Annotated in this window: 15 protein-coding genes; 9 read left to right on the forward strand and 6 right to left on the reverse strand. The window is 69.1% G+C overall.

Going from position 1 to position 14,737, the window contains the following annotated elements:
- Nucleotides 1-23: 23 nt before the first annotated feature.
- Nucleotides 24-524 carry a winged helix-turn-helix transcriptional regulator gene (locus tag ACQP06_RS34680; protein WP_357274614.1) on the reverse strand — a complete coding sequence of 167 codons (501 nt, stop codon included), beginning with the start codon at nt 522-524 and terminating at the stop codon, nt 24-26.
- Between the two features lie 98 nt (nt 525-622).
- Between ACQP06_RS34680 and ACQP06_RS34685 the strand changes: the two genes are divergently transcribed.
- The gene (locus ACQP06_RS34685) at nt 623-1,792 is read left to right on the forward strand and encodes a thiolase family protein (RefSeq protein ID WP_433669320.1); all 1,170 of its coding nucleotides are present in this window, start codon (nt 623-625) and stop codon (nt 1,790-1,792) included.
- A gap of 56 nt (nt 1,793-1,848) precedes the next feature.
- Here the strand turns inward: ACQP06_RS34685 and ACQP06_RS34690 are convergent, their stop codons facing one another.
- Nucleotides 1,849-2,703 (reverse strand): hypothetical protein, encoded by an 855-nt coding sequence (locus tag ACQP06_RS34690; RefSeq protein ID WP_433669322.1) that lies wholly within the window; start codon nt 2,701-2,703, stop codon nt 1,849-1,851.
- A 121-nt stretch (nt 2,704-2,824) separates the two neighbouring features.
- Here ACQP06_RS34690 and ACQP06_RS34695 point away from each other — a divergent pair, with 121 nt between their 5' ends.
- Nucleotides 2,825-3,802, forward strand: a complete 978-nt coding sequence (locus ACQP06_RS34695) for an o-succinylbenzoate synthase (protein WP_433669324.1) — start codon at nt 2,825-2,827, stop codon at nt 3,800-3,802.
- 8 nt (nt 3,803-3,810) lie between these two features.
- Here ACQP06_RS34695 and ACQP06_RS34700 read toward each other — a convergent pair whose 3' ends face one another.
- Both ACQP06_RS34700 and ACQP06_RS34705 read right to left on the reverse strand, forming a co-directional pair.
- A complete protein-coding gene (locus ACQP06_RS34700) occupies nt 3,811-4,323 on the reverse strand; it encodes a TIGR04338 family metallohydrolase (protein ID WP_433669326.1) in 513 nt (170 codons plus the stop codon).
- Nucleotides 4,324-4,334: 11 nt separating this feature from the next.
- A complete protein-coding gene (locus ACQP06_RS34705) occupies nt 4,335-5,177 on the reverse strand; it encodes a DUF2786 domain-containing protein (protein WP_433669328.1) in 843 nt (280 codons plus the stop codon).
- Between the two features lie 149 nt (nt 5,178-5,326).
- Between ACQP06_RS34705 and ACQP06_RS34710 the strand changes: the two genes are divergently transcribed.
- From ACQP06_RS34710 to ACQP06_RS34735, 6 genes are all read left to right on the forward strand, one after another.
- Complete coding sequence (locus tag ACQP06_RS34710; protein ID WP_433669329.1) at nt 5,327-6,631, forward strand: ABC transporter substrate-binding protein; 1,305 nt, start codon at nt 5,327-5,329, stop codon at nt 6,629-6,631.
- A 122-nt stretch (nt 6,632-6,753) separates the two neighbouring features.
- Entirely contained in the window at nt 6,754-7,746 is a 993-nt protein-coding gene (locus tag ACQP06_RS34715; RefSeq protein ID WP_433669331.1) for a carbohydrate ABC transporter permease, read from the forward strand.
- Nucleotides 7,746-8,636, forward strand: coding sequence for a carbohydrate ABC transporter permease (locus ACQP06_RS34720; protein ID WP_433669333.1), 891 nt, complete (start codon nt 7,746-7,748; stop codon nt 8,634-8,636). Before ACQP06_RS34715 ends, ACQP06_RS34720 begins: the two co-directional genes overlap by 1 nt.
- A 126-nt stretch (nt 8,637-8,762) precedes the next feature.
- Nucleotides 8,763-10,976 carry a transglycosylase domain-containing protein gene (locus tag ACQP06_RS34725; RefSeq protein ID WP_433669335.1) on the forward strand — a complete coding sequence of 738 codons (2,214 nt, stop codon included), beginning with the start codon at nt 8,763-8,765 and terminating at the stop codon, nt 10,974-10,976.
- Between the two features lie 175 nt (nt 10,977-11,151).
- Complete coding sequence (locus ACQP06_RS34730) at nt 11,152-11,607, forward strand: effector binding domain-containing protein (RefSeq protein WP_387305169.1); 456 nt, start codon at nt 11,152-11,154, stop codon at nt 11,605-11,607.
- A gap of 7 nt (nt 11,608-11,614) precedes the next feature.
- Nucleotides 11,615-12,040 carry a GyrI-like domain-containing protein gene (locus ACQP06_RS34735; protein ID WP_357097430.1) on the forward strand — a complete coding sequence of 142 codons (426 nt, stop codon included), beginning with the start codon at nt 11,615-11,617 and terminating at the stop codon, nt 12,038-12,040.
- Nucleotides 12,041-12,104: 64 nt separating this feature from the next.
- Here the strand turns inward: ACQP06_RS34735 and ACQP06_RS34740 are convergent, their stop codons facing one another.
- Both ACQP06_RS34740 and ACQP06_RS34745 read right to left on the reverse strand, forming a co-directional pair.
- Nucleotides 12,105-13,202, reverse strand: coding sequence for an inositol-3-phosphate synthase (locus ACQP06_RS34740; RefSeq protein ID WP_379276733.1), 1,098 nt, complete (start codon nt 13,200-13,202; stop codon nt 12,105-12,107).
- Nucleotides 13,195-13,752, reverse strand: a complete 558-nt coding sequence (locus ACQP06_RS34745; RefSeq protein WP_357097434.1) for a PadR family transcriptional regulator — start codon at nt 13,750-13,752, stop codon at nt 13,195-13,197. The genes ACQP06_RS34740 and ACQP06_RS34745 overlap by 8 nt, the downstream gene beginning before the upstream one ends.
- A 194-nt stretch (nt 13,753-13,946) precedes the next feature.
- On the opposite strand from ACQP06_RS34745, the gene ACQP06_RS34750 reads away from it, so the two are divergent.
- Nucleotides 13,947-14,360 carry a DUF5318 domain-containing protein gene (locus ACQP06_RS34750; RefSeq protein ID WP_357097436.1) on the forward strand — a complete coding sequence of 138 codons (414 nt, stop codon included), beginning with the start codon at nt 13,947-13,949 and terminating at the stop codon, nt 14,358-14,360.
- The last annotated feature ends 377 nt before the right edge of the window (nt 14,361-14,737 follow it).

Genomic DNA, 14,737 nt, shown 5'->3' on the forward strand with positions numbered 1-14,737 from the left:
GGTTCGCACCGACGGTTCAGGTTTCAGGAATGGCGGCGGGCTTTCCGCCGCCATTCGTCGTTCACCCGGATGCGCAGGTTCTCCAGCGGCACTTCGTTTCCGGAGGCGCTGCGCAGTTCGGCGCGGACCGGCTCGCCGCTGGAGTCCTCCAGCCGTTCCAGCGGCGCGGGCCCGTCCTGCAGGTATTTGTCACCCCACTGCCAGAGCGCGACCACGGCGGGCAGCAGGTCCCGTCCCATCTGGGTGAGCACGTATTCGTTGCGGGTGCGCTTGCCCTCTTCCTGGTAGGGCCGCTTCGCCAGCAGTCCGGCGTCGACGAGTTTGCGCAGAGCGCTGGAGGCCGCCGCGTCGGTGATCCCCACCCGCGCCGCGAAGCCGTCGAAGCGCGTGGTGCCGTAGTACGACTCCCGCAGGATGAGCACGGCCGAGCGGGTGCCGACGATGTCCATCGCCTTGGCGATCGAACACTCCTCGGGCTTCCACGAGCTCAGGTCGCTGAGTTTTCCCTCCAGTACGGCCGACATGGCGTACATCATACCCTGCTGACTTGCCCTCACTATGGCCAGCTCCTACCCTGACTTTAGAGACATCTAGTCAGATGCCCGCTCGGAAGGGAACGTCAATGAGAGACGCAGTCATCGTCGAAGCCGTCCGCACTCCCATCGGCAAGGGCAAGGCCACCGGCGCCCTGCACGGCGTGCACCCCGCCGACCTGCTCGCGCACAGCCTGCGGGAAGTGGTGCGACGCTCCGAGATCGATCCGGCGCTGATCGACGATGTGATCGGCGGCGTGGTCACCCAGGTCGGCGAACAGGGCTCCAACCTCACCCGCCGCGCCGCCCTGGCCGCCGGATACCCCGAATCGGTCCCGGCCACCACCGTGGACCGGCAGTGCGGCAGCAGCCAGCAGGCCATCCACTTCGCCGCCCAGGGCGTGATCGCCGGGGCCTACGACATCGTGGTGGCCGCGGGCGTGGAATCCATGAGCCGGGTTCCCATGGGGGCCAACCTGATCGGGGCCGAGGACATCGCCGGGGTCGGCTTCGCCGAACGGTACCCGGAGGGCCTGGTACCGCAGGGCATCAGCGCCGAGCTCATCGCCGCGAAGTGGGGGCTGACCCGCACCCAGCTCGACGAGTTCGCCCTCGCCAGCCACGAGAAGGCCGCCGCCGCAACCAAGAACGGGGCCTTCGAAGCCCAGCTGTCGCCCTTCAACGGACTGTCCGAGGACGAGGGCATCCGCCTGGGCAGCACCCTCGAGACCCTGGCCGCGCTGCGCCCCGCGTACTACAGCGAGGAGATGGCGGCCCGCTTCCCGCAGATCGGCTGGAACATCACCGCCGCCAACGCCAGCCAGATCAACGACGGCAGCGCCGCCACCCTCATCATGACCGGAGAACGCGCCGCCCAGCTGGGCCTGCGTCCGCTGGCCCGGGTGCACAGCTTCGCCGTCGCGGGCGACGACCCCCTGCTCATGCTCACCGCGGTCATCCCCGCGACCCGGAAAGTGTTGCAGCGCTCCGGACTCGACCTCGCCGACATCGACCTGTTCGAAGTCAACGAGGCCTTCTCCTCCGTCGTCCTGGCCTGGGCCCGGGAAACCGGAGCCGACCTGTCCAAGGTCGATGTGAACGGCGGCGCCATCGCCCTCGGCCACCCGCTCGGCGCCTCCGGAGCCCGCCTGGCCACCACCCTCGTCCACGCCATGCACGACCGCGGCGCCCGCTACGGCCTGCAAACCATGTGCGAGGCGGGCGGTCTCGCCAACGCCACCATCTACGAACGCCTCTGAAACCGAACGCCGCCCCGGCAACCACCGGGGCGGCGACTCATCGCAGCGCGGCGCGCTCAGCTGATGGCCGTGGCCACCAGGACATGCCCCGCACCGCCCGCGACGAGGATCACCGGCAGCGCGACGGCCGTCCAGATCCACGCGCGACGACCGGTCATGGCGGCCACCGAGGCGAGCACCATGGCCCCCACCAGCGCCAGGAACATGCCGCCCCCGCCGATCAGCAAGCCCCACAGGGCCGAGGCGGGCGGGCGGATCACGATGCACTGCACCGAGAAATCCCTTTTCGCGGTGCAGCGGTTGTGGACCAGGTCGAACAACTTCGCGAACAGGTCGTAGCCGAAGCCGAAGGCCGCGACCACGCCGAGCAGGTAGAGGCCCAGCGACAGCGCGATGTCCTTGCGGTGCAGCGGCTTCCGCTCGTCGGGTGCGGCGGTCTGCGCCGGTGCGGCCGTCTCCGCCCGCGGCAGCGGGGCGGGCACGGTCCGATCGTCGGCATCCACCGGCGATCCCACGACGAGACTGCCGGGCCCCGGCGGCGGGACCTGGCCCGCCGCGGGATTCCGTGGCGGCTGCTGCGGTCCGCGCGGGCCGGCGGGCGCAGGCTGGCGCGAATCCTGCGGCATGCCGACCGGCCCGCCCGATCGCGGTGGGGGCCCGGCGTTTACGGGCGCCTGCGGCGGAATCCGGGGCGGCGGGGCCTGACGGCCACCCAGGTGCACGGTGGCGGCGGCGGGATCCCCCGGGCCGGGACGCGGCCCGCCGACCGGCGGTCCGGGCGGCGGAGGCGGCGGGGCCTGCCTGCCGCTACTGGGCAGGGTCGGGCCTTCCGGTCCCGCCGGACCGAACCCGTCCGTGGGTCCCCCCGGTCCGGGCGGTTGCGGGCGGCGGGGCTCGTTGGGCGGGTTCATGATTGCGGTCTCCCCCAAGGCGCAGGGCTGTGGAGCCGGAATGGCTTCCTTCGGCATTGTCGCCGGGAGCGGGCCGCGCCGCCACCTCGGATCGGCGCGGGCGGTGGGTAGGGTGCGGTGGGTGAACGAGAGCGCGGTGGATTTCGAGTCGGCGGCGGTGTACGCGATTCCGATGCGAACCCGGTTCCGGGGGATCACCGTTCGCGAAGGGATGCTGATTCCCGGGGCCGCCGGGTGGGGCGAGTTCTGCGCGTTCCCGGAGTACGGCGATCGCGAGGCGGCGTCGTGGCTGGCCACAGCGGTGGAGCAGGCCACGGTGGGATGGCCGGAGGCGGTGCGGGATCGGGTGCCGGTCAACTGCATCGTGCCGGCCGTCGGGCCCGAACGGGCGTACGAGATCGTGACGGCGTCGGGGTGCCGGACCGCGAAGGTCAAGGTCGCCGACCATCCGGAATCGCTCGGCGAGGATCTGGAACGGGTGGCGGCGGTGCGCGACGCGCTCGGACCGGACGGGGCCGTGCGCGTCGACGCCAACGGCCTCTGGGACGTGGACACCGCGATCGACCGGATCGGGCGGATCGACCGGGCCGCAGGCGGTTTGGAATATGTCGAGCAGCCGTGCCGGACCGTCGAGGAACTGGCGGCCGTGCGCAAGCGGGTGGAGGTCCGCATCGCCGCCGACGAGTCCATCCGCCGCGCCGAGGACCCGCTGCGAGTGGCGGTCGCGGGCGCCGCGGATGTGGCGGTGCTGAAATGCACTCCGCTGGGCGGGGTGCGGCGTGCGCTCGAGGTCGCCGAGGCGGCCGGGCTGCCGTGCCTGGTGTCGTCGGCGCTGGAGACCAGCGTCGGACTGGCCGCGCAGGTCGCGCTGGCCGGAGCGCTCCCCCACCTCGATTTCGCCTGCGGCCTCGACACTTTGTCGCTGCTCACCGGCGATGTGGTCACCGCGCCGCTACGCCCGGTCGACGGCTGGCTGGACGTGCCGCGCACTCCCCCGGCCCCGGACCCCGAACTCCTGGACCGGTACCGCCACCCCGACGCCGAACGCACCGAGTGGTGGCGTCAGCGCCTGGCCCGAGTCCGGAAAATGCTGCCCTAGCGCGCTGTTCAGGCGATCCGGACGCCGCACGAGTACATCGTGGTGCGCAGCAACAGTGCGGCTTCCGGCCCGATGACGCCGTCCACCAACTCCACATACCTGGCGCAGAAGTCGGGGCCGTGCGGCGCGGCCTCGGTCAGTTCCGGATCCAGATGGTGCGCGAGCTCGTGCAAGATCACCAATTCGCGGAGCGCCCAGGCACTTCCACCGGCGTGCAGCGGCACCGCGAGCACGGCGCCCGCCGACTCGTAGTGCGCGGCCTTGGTCCCGGCCCGGGCGCGCACCGTCATCGGCACCCCCGCCCGATCCCACCGGGCACGCACCCAATTCAGCGCCAGCACCCGGTCCGCGTAGGTCTGCACCGATTCCACCGACCCGAACCGCCGCTCGATGGGCAGCGTCAGATGCGATCCGTGCACCTCGACCGTCCGCGTCTCGAATTCGTCGGCACGGTCGAACATTCCGCGCACCAGCCCCTCGGCGTCGTACACCTGGGACCGCTGCGCATCCCGGGCAGCCATGCGCGCGTCCGCTATTCGCCCGAACCGCGCGGCAACTGCCCGCGCGCGCCACCGAGTTCGGCGGCGCCGCCCAGTCGCGCGGCCTTGCCCGCCCGGTCCCCGGCTCGCCGGGCGGCCGCCGAGTACCCGGCCGAGGCCTGCGGGCCCCGCCAGGTGCCACGCGCCTCCGAGGTGCGCGAGTAATAGTCGGTGAGCTCGAGCTCCTTGTCCCGCAACGCGAGCGCGGTGCCCGTGGGCGCGGCTCCGGCGGCATCGGCCCGCACGGCTTCCTTCTCGACCTCCGCCTTCACCTCGCCGAGGCGACGGCCGATTCGCGCGGCGAAGGCCATCTGGAAGTTCAGGCGGGCCGTCACCGCCGCGACCGGCACCTCCACCGGATGGTGGTAGACGCGGCCGAATTTTCTTTCGACGACGACCTTCTGCGCGGTGGCCGTCTTGTACGCGCCCGTTTTGATGTAGTGGTCGGAGGCACGCACCATCTGCACCAGCAGGCTGGTGTACAGCGCCGAACAGGTGTCGATATCGGTGTCGAAACCGTAGGCGTACACCGTCGTCGAACTGCGGGCCACGTCACAGCGCACGTCATTGGCGGCGGCGATGGCCACGAACAGCTGAACATACGTGCGTAGACCACGTTTTCCGGGTTCCCCGATCGGGATCACCCGCTGCGTCGGCGTGGGGCGTCGTTCCCGGTTGGCGATATGCGCCCGCGCCACCGCCAGATCCACCGACGAGCCGGTCGCGAGCCGCTGCGCGGCCGCGAGGAAAGCCTCGGCTTCATGCTCGTTGTCGGTCGATTCGGCCTGCCGCAGCAGCCCCCCGATCCGCGTGAGCATCTTGTCCTGAGAAGACATCGCGACCCAGCGTAGCGGTATCGGTGATCACGGTGGTCACGCGCGATCGGACCAGGTACTCCAGGCACGGGGAACAGCCACCATGTATCTTCCCTTGTGCAACCGGCTGGGTGTGCCGCCGCTCACGTCTCGACCCTGGAGTATCCGCGATGGCTTTGAAGAAGGTGTCCTCTCTACGTTCGACGTTGGTGCCGCGTGCCGTGCTGGCCGTCACCTCGACGGCGTTGCTGGCCGCGACGTTCGCCAGTGGCTGCTCGAGCAGCTCCAGCGGCAACGGATCGATCGGTGAGAACCTCACCGGCCGTGGCCCGATCACCTATGTGGAGGGCAAGGACACCACCGAGACCGGTGCGGTGAAGCAGCTGGTCGAGCGCTGGAACGCCGCCCACCCGGACGAGAAGGTGACGTTCAAGGAGCAGTCCAACGACGCCTCCCAGCAGTACGACGACCTGAAGCAGCACATGCAGGCCAAGGCGTCGGACTACGACGTGGTCGCGCTGGACGTGCCGTGGACCGCGGAGTTCGCCGCCAAGGGCTGGATCCAGCCGTTGAAGGACTCCTTCCAGATCGACACCTCCACCCTGCTGTCGCCGCCGGTCGCCTCGGCCACCTACAACGGCACCCTGTACGCGGCGCCCCGCAACACCAACGGCGGCCTGCTGTTCTACCGCAAGGACCTGACGGCGGAGCCGCCCAAGACCTGGGCCGAGATGATCTCCATGTGCCCGAAGGCCCGGGACGCCGGAATCGGTTGCTACGCAGGCCAGCTGGCCCCCTACGAGGGTCTGACCGTGAACACCGCCGAAGTCATCAACGCCTTCGGCGGCAGCTTCGTCGGCGCCGACGGCAAGACCCCGACCGTGAACAGCGCGCAGTCCAAGGCCGGTCTGCAGACCCTGGTCGACGCCTACAAGAACGGCGACATCCCGAAGGAGGGCATCTCCTTCAAGGAACCGGAGTCGCAGAACGCCTTCGTCACCGGCAAGCTCATGTTCATGCGCGGCTGGCCGTCCACCTTCGGTGACGCCGGTTCCGACGCCTCCGCGGTGAAGGACAAGTTCGGCGTCGCCCCGCTGCCCGGCAAGGACGGCGTCGGCGCCTCCACCCTCGGTGGCTACAACGCCGCGATCAGCGCCTTCTCCAAGAACAAGGCCACCGCGCTGGACTTCCTGCGCTTCCTGATCAGCGAGGACGCCCAGCACATCGTGGCCTCCGGCGCGCTGCCGTCGGTCCGCGCCTCGGTCTACGACGACCCGGCGCTGATCGCCAAGATGCCGTATCTTCCCGCACTGAAGGAATCCATCGCCTCCGCGGTGCCGCGGCCGGTGACCCCCTTCTACCCCGCGGTGTCGAAGGCCATCCAGGACAACGCCTATGCTGCGTTGACCGGAAACAAGTCGGTCGACGATGCCATCGCGGGCATGCAGAAGGGCATCGAGACCGCCGGATCGTAGGGCGTGCTCGACGGCGAAGCCCCGGAGAACGATCAAGGGCCGAGTCCCGTAGGAGAAGAGAACAGGTGTCACGTCCTTCGGGAGCGACCGATATCGAGTCGCCCGACCGTACGGAGCCGAGCGTGAAATCCGTAGCGCCACAGAACAACGCGCCGCAGACCAAGCGCCGGGGTGAGCGACTGGGCGTCTCCGCCCGCGCATGGGTGTTCGTCACACCGGTGCTGCTCGCCCTGGCCGTGGTCATCGGCTATCCGGTCGTCCGGGCCCTGATCATGTCCTTCCAGAAGGACTCCGGCCTGGACAAGTCCACCGGCATGTTCGTCGAGGGCGGCGGCGCCGGCTTCAGCAACTACACGCACTGGCTGCTGCAGCAGTGCACCAACTCGCTCGGCGAGACGGTGGACTGCCCGACCGGCAACCTGGGCTCGCAGTTCTGGGCCGCCATCGGCGTCACCCTGCTGTTCACCGTCGTGACCGTCGCGCTGGAGGCCAGCATCGGCCTCGGCATGGCGGTCATCATGGGCAAGACCTTCAAGGGCCGCGCCCTGCTGCGCGCCGCCGTGCTCATCCCGTGGGCCATCCCGACCGCCGTCACGGCGCGGTTGTGGGAGTTCATGTTCCAGTACGACGGCGTGGTGAACCGCATCTTCGGCACCCACATCCTGTGGACCGCCGACCCGTGGCCGGCCCGCTTCGCGGTCATCGCCGCCGACGTGTGGAAGACCACCCCGTTCATGGCGCTGCTGATCCTCGCGGGCCTGCAGGTGATTCCGGAGGACGTGTACGAGGCCGCGCGCGTGGACGGCGCGTCCGCGTGGCAGCGGTTCCGGCACATCACCCTGCCGCTGCTGAAGCCGGCGCTGCTGGTCGCGGTGCTGTTCCGCACCATGGACGCGCTGCGCATGTACGACCTGCCCGCGATCATGACCCAGTCCAACCCGGCCACCCGCACCATCTCCATGCTGGTGGTGGATCAGGTGCGCCAGGGCCCGAACAGCGCGTCGGCGCTGTCGGTGATCACCTTCCTGCTCATCTTCACCGTGGCGTTCTTCCTGGTGAAGGTGTTGGGCGCGAACGCCGTTCGCACCCAGGAAGAACAGCGGGAGGCCCACTGATGAGCACCAACGTCGTCGAGCGGGCCGCGAACAAGCCCGCGCCGCAAGCGCTTCCGTGGAGCAAGCGACTCGCGTCCGGCCGCGTCTACCTGGGCGCGCTGATCGTGCTGGTGTGGGGTCTGGGACCGTTCTACTGGATGGTCGTGACCGCGCTGCGCGATCCGGCCTACACCTTCGACAACACGCCGTGGCCCACCCACGTCACGCTCGAGAACTTCCGCAACGCCTTCGACACCAGCCGCGGCAACAACTTCGGCCGGGCGCTGGGCAACAGCGTGATCATCGGCGCGGCCACCACGGTGGTGGCGCTGCTGATCGGCATCATGGCCGCCTACGCGCTGGCGCGGCTCACCTTCAAGGGCAAGTACCTGGTGTCCGGACTCATCCTGTCCGCCTCCATGTTCCCCGTGGTGGTGCTGGTGACCCCGCTGTTCCAGCTGTTCACCGACCTCGGCTGGATCGGCCACTACCAGGCCATGATCATCCCGAACATCTCGTTCGTGCTGCCCATGACCGTGTACATCCTGGCGTCCTTCTTCGCCGAACTCCCCTGGGAGCTCGAAGAAGCCGCGCGGATCGACGGCGCGTCGCGGTTCCAGGCGTTCCGCCTGATCATGCTGCCGCTGGCCGCGCCCGCCGTGTTCACCACCGCCATCCTCGCGTTCATCGCGGCGGTCAACGAATACCTGCTGGCGCGACTGCTCTCCAGCGACAAGACCGAGCCGGTGACGGTCGCGGTGGCCCGCTTCTCGGGCAACAACCCGCTGGTCCAGCCGTATACGGCGATCATGGCCGCGGGCACCATCGTCACCATTCCGCTGGTCATCATGGTGCTGCTGTTCCAGCGCCGCATCATCTCCGGCCTCACCGCGGGCGGCGTCAAGAGCTAGGCAAATGGGCGGAGTCGCGGGGGACCTCGATTAGCATGGGTCCCACCGCGGCCGGTGCTGCGGGGTTCTCGTGTGCTCCCCACCCGGGTGGGGTCGAACCGCGCTTTGTCGACGCTCCGGAAGGAGATGCTCGTGAGCTCGTCCTACGACCGGCACGCAGGAGAACCGGAAGCGTCCGCCGCCAGGGCGGAGTGGAACGAGCTGGCAGCCAGCGCATCCCATCGGCAGCGGCATCCCTCGCCGAGCCGCCCACGGCGGCGAGTCAAACCGCCCGTCAACCCTGATCAGCCGGATACTCCGCCGACACGCACCCGCGGACAACAGATCCGGCGACTGGTCCTGGCACTGTTCCTGGTCCTGGTGGTCATGCCGACCACCCTGCTGGGCGTCGCCTACTGGAGCGCCGAGATCCCGGACCCGAACGCGGTGCAGACCAACCAGATCGCCACCATCTTCACCTCCGACGGCGCCACCGTGACCGCGAAGGTCGTTCCGCCGGACGGTAATCGGGTGCCGGTGCCGCTCACCGACGTGCCGCTACCCGTACGCCAGGCCGTCCTATCGGCGGAGGACCGCAACTTCTACTCCAATCCCGGCTACTCCACCTCGGCCTTCCTGCGCGCGGCCCGCGACAACCTGCTCGGCCGCGACGACGCGGGCGGCGGCTCCACCATCACCCAGCAATACGTGAAGAACGCCTTCCTGAGTTCGGAACGCACCCTGAGCCGGAAGATGCGCGAGCTCATCATCTCCGCCAAGATGGCCCGTGAATGGAGCAAGGACGAGATCCTCGCCGCCTACCTCAACACCATCTACTACGGTCGCGGCGCGTACGGCATCTCCGCCGCCGCCCACGCCTACTTCGGCAAGCCCGCCCCCGAACTCACCCTGGCCGAGGGCGCCGTGCTGGCCTCGGTCATCCGCACCCCGTCGCTGCTGGACCCGGAGACCCACCTCGACCAGCTGCGCGCCCGCTGGGCCTACGTGCTCGACGGCATGGTCGAGATGGGCACGCTGACCCGCGACGACCGCGCCGCCACCCAGTTCCCGCTCATCATCCCGGGCACAGCGGCGGACGACGGCACCTCGCGCGGCCCCGAGGGCCTGATCCGCGCCCAGGTGCTGCGCGAACTGCGCGCCTCCGGGATCAGCGAACGCGAACTGAATACCGGCGCCCTGCAGATCATCACGACCATCGACGCCAAGGCCCAGCAGGCCGCGCTGACCGCGGTCGGCAGAGCGCTGGCCGGGCAGCCGGGCGAACTGCGCTCGGCGGTGGTGTCGGTCGACCCGCGCACCGGCGCGGTGCGCGCCTACTACGGCGGAGCCGATGGCATCGGCTTCGATTTCGCGCAGGCCCCGCTGCAAACCGGTTCCGCCTTCAAGACTTTCGCGGTGGTCGCCGCGCTGGAGCAGGGAATTCCGCTGACCTACCAGCTCGACAGCGCTCCACTCACCGTCAACGGCGAGAAGATCCAGAACGTCGACGGCGAATCCTGCGGCACCTGCTCGCTCGGGGAGGCGTTCAAGCGCTCGCTCAACACCAGCTTCTACCGGCTGTCCGGAACCCTGTTCGAGGGCCCGAAGGCGATCGCCGACGCGGCCCACCAGGCCGGCATCCCCGACCAGATCCCCGGCGTGTCCGGCAAGACCCTGACCGAGGACGGCGGCGGCCCGCCGCTGCCCGCCATCGTGCTGGGCGCGTACTCGGTGCGCCCGATCGACATGGCCTCGGCCTACGCCACCCTGGCCGCCTCCGGCGCCTACCGCGCACCCTATTTCGTGCAGAAGGTCGTGACCGGCGACGGCCGGGTGCTGCTCGACCGTGACGCCGCGCCCGGCCGGTCCGAGCAGCGCATCCAGGCCGGCGTCGCCGACTCCGTCGCCCAGGCCATGCTCCCCATCGCCGCCTACTCCAACGGCCACGGCCTGGCCGGCCGCCCGTCCGCGGCCAAGACCGGCACCACCCAGCTCGGCACGACCGGCCAGAACAAGGACGCCTGGATGGTCGGCTTCACCCCGGCCCTGTCCACCGCGGTCTGGGTGGGAACCGAACAGCCCCAACCGATCCGGACCGCCCGCGGCGCCGCCATCTACGGTTCCGGCATGCCGTCCGACATCTGGAAGCAGACGATGGACGCCGCGCTGGCCGGAACACCGGTGGACCAGTTCCCCGGTTCGGCGCCGGTCGCCGGAAATCCCCCGGCCAACGGCAATTACGACATCCTGAACCCGCCGGCCCCGGCCCCCGCGCAGGCACCGGTCCTGGTCATCCCGCCCGCTCCCACGCCCCGCGAGGTCGAGATCTTCCCCGGCCTCAACGTCCCCGTCCCCGGGTAGCGTTCATAACATTCATGTCCTGTTGATCATGTTTCGTGCCTACCGCTCCATCCGCGCGCGGCCGCGGATATTGTGGAACCCGCTACCGGATTCAGCGACTCCGAATGCCGGTGGCAGGATGCGGGTTGGGAGCAGGGTGGGGTCGGAGACAGCACGAGACTTAGGGGCGACGCCGGTGGAATTCAATGTTGTTGAACGCCACGAAACGCTGGTAGCCGGAACGGTGCTACGCAGCCCGGCACTCGCGGTCGAAGGGCCGCGCCGCGCGAAGGTCGAGGAGGCCTGGAAAAGAACGATCGCACGTGATCTGCCGGGCCCGCCCGCGACCGCGTACGTGGATCACGCACCCGAGATCGGTTCGTATCTGACCCATATCGTCGGCTACGAATGCAAGAATCCGGACGACCTATTGCCCGGCGATGTACTGGCGCGTATCCCGGGCGGCGTATTCGCGCGCTTCATTCGCAGCGGCGACAATCTCGGCGACGTGATCGTGTCGATCTGGCGGACGGTCTGGGACCTCGAGGCGGCCGGCAGCCTGGTGCGCGCCTACACCGGGGATTTCGAGCACTATCCGGACAACCGGACGGTGGAGGTTTTCGTCGCGCTGGATCCGAGCGCGGAGGGGTAGGGGAGCAGTGGACTTCGAAATCGTCACCCTGGAGGAATTCCTGGTCGGCGGGCTGACCATCCCCCTGGCGGGCCGCGAGGTGACCGCCCGCGACCTGGACCTGGTGAACTTCACCTGGGACCGCTACCTGGCCCGGGAGAAGAAGGCCGAACGCGTCGCCGCCTACATCGGCCAGAACGATCACGCGGTAGCCGTTCTCGGATACGAGCTTTCGGGCCTGCCCGACCTGGACACCGGCGACGTGATGACCCGCATCCCCTCGGGCCGCTACGCGAAATTCGTTGTCTCGGACAAGCCTTACGACCTGCTCCGCACCGCCTGGGCCCAGGTCGCCAAGGCCGAGAACGCGGGCACCATCACCCGCTCCCACGCCGCGGAGATCGAGCGCTACACCGGTCCCACATCCGTCGAGGTGTACGTCTCCCTCGACTGACGTCGAAAAGCGATAAAGGGCGGCATCGCGATTGCGATGCCGCCCTTTGCCTTACGAGCGTCGACTACTCGGCGTCGATGATGAAGGCTTCGAGCTGGGCGCGGGCCACGTCGTCGGCCAGCTGCTTGGGCGGCGACTTCATCAGGTAGGCCGAGGCCGGGAGGACGGGTCCGCCGATGCCGCGATCCTTGGCGATCTTGGCGGCGCGGACGGCGTCGATGATGATGCCGGCCGAGTTCGGCGAGTCCCACACCTCGAGCTTGTACTCCAGGTTCAGCGGCACGTCACCGAAGGCGCGACCCTCGAGCCGGACGTAGGCCCACTTGCGGTCGTCGAGCCACTCGACGTAGTCCGACGGGCCGATGTGCACGTTGCGGTCGTACACCTTGCCCGAGAGCGGGCCCTCGAGGTTGGAGGTCACGGCCTGGGTCTTGGAGACCTTCTTCGACTCCAGGCGCTCACGCTCGAGCATGTTCTTGAAGTCCATGTTGCCGCCGACATTCAGCTGGTAGGTGCGGTCCAGCACGACGCCGCGGTCCTCGAACAGCTTGGCCATCACGCGGTGGGTGATGGTCGCGCCGACCTGGGACTTGATGTCGTCGCCGACGATCGGCACGCCTGCGTCGACGAACTTCTGGGCCCAGACCGGGTCGGAGGCGATGAACACGGGCAGCGCGTTGACGAAGGCCACGCCCGCGTCGATGGCGCACTGCGCGTAGAACTTGTCGGCCTCTTCCGAACCGACCGGGAGGTAGGAGACGAGGACGTCGACCTTGGCATCCTTCAGCGCCTGGACGACGTCGACCGGCTCGGCCTCGGACAGCTCGATGGTCTGCGCGTAGTACTTGCCGATGCCGTCCAGCGTCGGTCCACGCTGCACGGTCAGACCCGACGGCGGCACGTCGGAGATCTTGATGGTGTTGTTCTCGCTGGCGAAGATCGCGTCGGACAGGTCGAAGCCGACCTTCTTGGCGTCGACGTCGAACGCGGCGACGAACTTCACATCACGGACGTGGTACGGACCGAACTTCACGTGCATGAGTCCGGGGACGGTCGAATTCTCGTCGGCGTCCTTGTAGTACTGCACGCCCTGAACCAGGGAAGATGCGCAGTTACCCACGCCGACGATGGCCACCCGAACTTCGGTGTTGATCTCACTCATGGCCGATATTTCCCTCTTTCTGTGGTGCCGCCTTCGTCGATTGCTCCGCAGCAATCAACTCGTTGAGCCAGCGCACTTCGCGCTCGCTTGATTCGAGACCGAGTTGATGGAGCTGGCGGGTATAGCGGTCCAGTTGCCCACTGGCTCGCTTTATCGCTTCCCGCAGTCCTTCTCGGCGCTCCTCGACCTGCCTCCGCCGCCCCTCCAGGATTCGCATCCGCGCTTCCGCGGGGGTGCGGCCGAAGAAGGCCAGATGAACGCCGAAGCCGTCGTCGGTGTAGTTCTGGGGTCCGGTGTCGGCGAGCAGTTCGGCGAACCGCTCCCGTCCCGGGTCAGTCAGGTTGTAGACCCGCCGCGCACGGCGCGTTGCCAAGCCCTGCGGACTCTCCTCCGCGATGAGGCCGTCGGCCTGCATGCGCCGCAGGGTCGGATACAGCGACCCGTAGGAGAAGGCCCGGAAGGGGCCCAGCAGACCGGTGAGCCGCTTGCGCAGCTCGTAGCCGTGCATCGGCGACTCGAGGAGCAGCCCGAGGATTGCCAACTCCAGCACCGGGCTTCACCCCCTGACTGTTGTGTTCAGACCTAACCGATGGATGCAGTTCCAAACTATATCGCGCCGATATAAACGGCGCACCGAACCACCGCGATGCGGTGTGTGGTGAGCCGCGTTACGCCGTGTGGCGAATTGATCAGAGTCCGTCCGGGGCGTGCGGGCCGAGGGCCACCGCAAGTACTCTGGGTCGCGTGCGAATACAGCGGCAGGTAGTGGACTATGCGCTTCGGCGCCGGTCCCTGCTGGCCGACGTCTACGCGGGACGGGTGGACGTCGCGGATGTGTGCGATGCCAATCCGTACCTCCTGCGGGCGGCGAAGTTCCACGGGCGGGGAAGCGAGGTCACATGCCCTATCTGCAGGAAAGAGCAGTTGACACTCGTCTCGTGGGTCTACGGCGACGGCCTGGGCGCCGTCGCGGGCTCCGCTCGCGCGCCGGAGGAACTGGTCCGGTTGGCCGAGACTCGGGAGGAGTTCTCGGTGCATGTGGTCGAGGTGTGCCGGACCTGCAGTTGGAACCATCTCGTGCAGTCCTATGTGCTGGGCCTAGCCCCGGCGCCGACGGGCCGACGCCGCACCGGCACCCGTCGTACGGCCGCCGAGTGAGAGGCCACGTCGACTGCTGATCCGCGGGCACGCATGCCCGCCGCGGTGCACCGACAGTGACCGCATCGAGCCCTGCCCGGGGACCCGGACCGTATCGAGAAGTAATTGGAGAGCCAGGCTGTGACATCGCCCTATGACGACGGACCGCACGGCGGCCGCCCCCGTGGCGGTTCGCAACCCGGCCCCGGTGGTTACCCGCCGCCGGCCCAGGGAGGACGGCCCGCGGGGCCGCCGCCCGGGGCGCGTCAGCCCATGGGGCCCGGTGGCCCGCAGCGCGGCAATGGCGGCGGTCCCGGCGGGATGCCGCCGCGCGGACCGAACGGCCAGCCGCAGCGCGGGGGCGCGCCGCAGGGCGGGCAGCCGGTCCGGCGGCCCGG

Origin of the sequence: Nocardia sp. CA-136227 (genome assembly GCF_050955695.1) — a bacterium.
In the GTDB taxonomy this organism is placed as follows: Bacteria; Actinomycetota; Actinomycetes; order Mycobacteriales; family Mycobacteriaceae; genus Nocardia.